Annotated in this window: 4 protein-coding genes; 1 reads left to right on the forward strand and 3 read right to left on the reverse strand. The window is 64.5% G+C overall.

The window, feature by feature from the left end; genetic code table 11:
• On the reverse strand, positions 1-1,457 hold a 1,457-nt coding region (gene pnp / locus AC1DU6_RS24790), incomplete at its 3' end, for a polyribonucleotide nucleotidyltransferase (protein ID WP_477860317.1).
• 206 nt (positions 1,458-1,663) lie between these two features.
• The gene (rpsO, locus tag AC1DU6_RS24795) at positions 1,664-1,930 is read right to left on the reverse strand and encodes a 30S ribosomal protein S15 (RefSeq protein ID WP_056196908.1); all 267 of its coding nucleotides are present in this window, start codon (positions 1,928-1,930) and stop codon (positions 1,664-1,666) included.
• A 391-nt stretch (positions 1,931-2,321) separates the two neighbouring features.
• Here rpsO and AC1DU6_RS24800 point away from each other — a divergent pair, with 391 nt between their 5' ends.
• Positions 2,322-2,717, forward strand: coding sequence for an Hsp20/alpha crystallin family protein (locus AC1DU6_RS24800; RefSeq protein WP_056196906.1), 396 nt, complete (start codon positions 2,322-2,324; stop codon positions 2,715-2,717).
• Here AC1DU6_RS24800 and AC1DU6_RS24805 read toward each other — a convergent pair.
• Positions 2,714-3,186 (reverse strand): Kae1-like domain-containing protein (locus AC1DU6_RS24805; protein ID WP_477860319.1); only part of this gene is annotated, 473 nt, incomplete at its 5' end. The genes AC1DU6_RS24800 and AC1DU6_RS24805 overlap by 4 nt on opposite strands.

The following is a 3,186-nucleotide window of genomic DNA, read 5'->3' on the forward strand; positions in this document are numbered from 1 at the left end:
TCACCCAGGATGTCGGTCAGCACGGCGAACCGGTTGGCGTCCTTGATCAGGCCCATGGCGATGCCGGCCACGTGGGCCTTCATCGGCACGCCGGCGTCCATCAGTGCAAGGCAGCCGCCGCAGACCGAAGCCATCGACGAGGAGCCGTTGGACTCGGTGATTTCCGAGACGACGCGCAGCGAGTAGGGGAAGTCTTCCTTGCTCGGCAGTGCGGCGATCAGCGCGCGCTTGGCCAGACGGCCGTGGCCGATTTCGCGGCGCTTCGGCGAACCCACACGACCCGTCTCGCCGGTGGCGAAGGGGGGCATGTTGTAGTGCATCATGAAGCGGTCTTCGAACTCGCCATCCAACGCGTCGATGCGCTGGGCGTCACGGTCCGTGCCCAGCGTGGCGATGACCAGCGCCTGGGTTTCACCACGCGTGAACAGCGCCGAGCCGTGGGTGCGCGGCAGGATACCGTTGCGGATCTCGATGGGGCGCACGGTGCGGGTGTCGCGACCATCGATGCGCGGCTCGCCGGCCAGGATCTGGCTGCGCACGATGCGGGCTTCGATCTCGAACAGCAGGCCTTCGACCTCGACCTTGTCGAACTCGACGCCTTCGCCCTTGAGCGCGGCAAAGACGCTGGACGTCACGCTGCGGCAGGCTTGCGTGCGGGCTTGCTTGGAGCGGATCTGGTAGGCCTCGCGCAGGGGGCCTTCGGCCAGGCCGTTGACCTTGGCAATGAAGGCCTCGTCCTTGGCGGGGGCAGTCCAGGTCCAGGTCGGCTTGCCGGCGTCACGCACCATGTCATTGATGGCGGCGATGGCGACATTGCCTTGCTCGTGGCCGTAGACCACGGCGCCGAGCATGATTTCTTCAGACAGGCCCGAGGCTTCAGACTCGACCATCAGCACGGCGGCTTGCGTGCCGGCGACGACCAGGTCCATCTGGCTGTTGGCCAGTTCGGACTTGCTGGGGTTCAGCACGTATTCGCCGTTGACGTAGCCCACGCGGGCGGCACCGATCGGGCCATTGAAGGGGATGCCGGAGATGGCCAGCGCAGCGGACGTGCCGATCAGCGCGGCGATGTCGGCCTGGACTTCGGGGTTCAGGCTCACCACGTGGATGACGACCTGGACTTCATTGAAGAAGCCTTCCGGGAACAGCGGGCGGATCGGGCGGTCGATCAGGCGACTGGTCAGCGTCTCGTGCTCGGAGGGGCGGCCCTCGCGCTTGAAGAAGCTGCCGGGGATCTTGCCGGCGGCATAGGTTTTCTCGAGGTAGTCGACGGTCAGCGGGAAGAAGTCCTGGCCGGCCTTGGCTTCGGTCTTGGCGACCACGGTGGCCAGCACGACGGTGCCTTCGATGTTGACAAGGACGGCGCCGSTGGACTGGCGGGCGACTTCACCCGTTTCCAGCACGACGTTGTGGCGGCCCCATTGGAAGGACTTCGTGACCTTGTTGAAAATGGACATGCTCATCTCCTGGTTGTGGTGGGTGCGGGGGCACCCGGGGAAACCGGGAACGAGACTGGGTTTGGTCCAGATGCCATTCCAGGGCGGCTCGAATAAACCGTCTTGGAATGATCCGACACCACGTCAGCTCGGTTCCGGCAGATAGATGGACAAAGAGCCTGTACTGGGCTTGAGGACCAGACAGGCTCCATGTCGGATGGGGCGAATTACTTGCGCAGGCCCAGCTTGGCGATCAGCGCGACATAACGGCTGGAATCAACGCGCTTCAGGTAGGCCAGCAGGCTCTTGCGGGTGTTGACCATCTTCAGCAGACCACGGCGACCGTGGTGGTCCTTGGCGTGGGTCTTGAAGTGGGGCGTCAGATCGTTGATGCGGGCAGTCAGCAGGGCGACCTGGACTTCCGGCGAGCCGGTGTCACTGGCGCTGCGAGCGTTGGCCTTGACGATCTCGGCCTTCTTTTCGGCGATGGACATTTGTTTTCCAAAAGGTTTCGGAAGTCCGGCCGGGCGAGACGCAACTACTGGCGCTGCCGCAGACGGTTTCCGGGGTTGACTTGCGGACAAGGGGGAAACCGCCCCGAGCCGTGCTGGTGTTCTGCAGCCCAACAAGGACGTTGGACGCGCAAAACCTGCGGATTCTAGCCGAAAGCGGTGGGAGCCCCAAACCGCGGCAGGTCAAGCGAGCGGACATGTGGACGTGGATGCTGGTTTCAAGAGCCAAAACCGCCCTGCCCTGCAAATGCGTGACTTCTATTCGTCAGCGCATGAAAGGCTCTTGAAGCGCTCTCACACCGCCACATCTCTGGGTCATCGGGTGCTGCTCCCGACCCTTCGAAGCAGCGTCAAACCGCCACGGAGTTTCACCATGTTCTATCTGACCCACCCCCGCCATGTCGCCCGCGTCCTGCGCCAGTTTGATGCGGAGGCCAATGCCACTCGCACCCCGGCCCTCGACGTCAGCGAGGACGACAAGGCCTACCGCGTGACGGTCGACATGCCTGGCGTGGCCAAGGATGCCGTCAAGGTCCGCATCGAAGGCCGCCGCGTCAACATCGAGACCGCCACCGAAGAAGCGGCTGCGCCGACTGACGGTTCCCGCGTGCTGTACCGCGAGCGCCGCGCCGCCAGCTATGCCCGCAGCTTCTCGCTGCCGGCCGAGATCGACCAGGGCCAATCCGAAGCCCGCTTCGAGAACGGCGTGCTGACGCTGAATCTGGTCAAGCGCGTTGCCGAAAACGGCGGCCAGCTGACGGTCAACTAAGCCGCAGTCAGGTCCCAGCGCGGGCGTACTGCAAAGCCGCCATCGTGGCTGGGATTGGCCATGCCGCGCTGCACCCGCAGCGCGGCGGCCATCGCGATCATGGCGCCGTTGTCGGTGCACAGAGACAACTCGGGGTAGTGCACGCGCACGCCTCGTTTGGCGCAAGCGGCGTTCAATTGCTCGCGCAGCTTGGCGTTGGCGCCAACACCACCGGCGACGACGAGGCGCTTGAGCCCGGTCATCTTCAAGGCCAGCAGCGACTTCTTCACCAGCACCTCGACGATGGCCGCCTGTGTGGAGGCGGCCAAGTCGGCGCGTGTCTGGTCACATGGCGAATCGCCAATCTTCTTGACTTGCGTCAACACCGCCGTCTTCAGGCCGGCAAAGCTGAAATCCGGCTTGCCGCTGTGCAGCAGCGGACGCGGTAGCGCGAAAGCCTCCGGGTTACCGAATTCGGCCATGCGTGCTA

This window comes from Roseateles sp. P5_B10 (genome assembly GCF_056400485.1).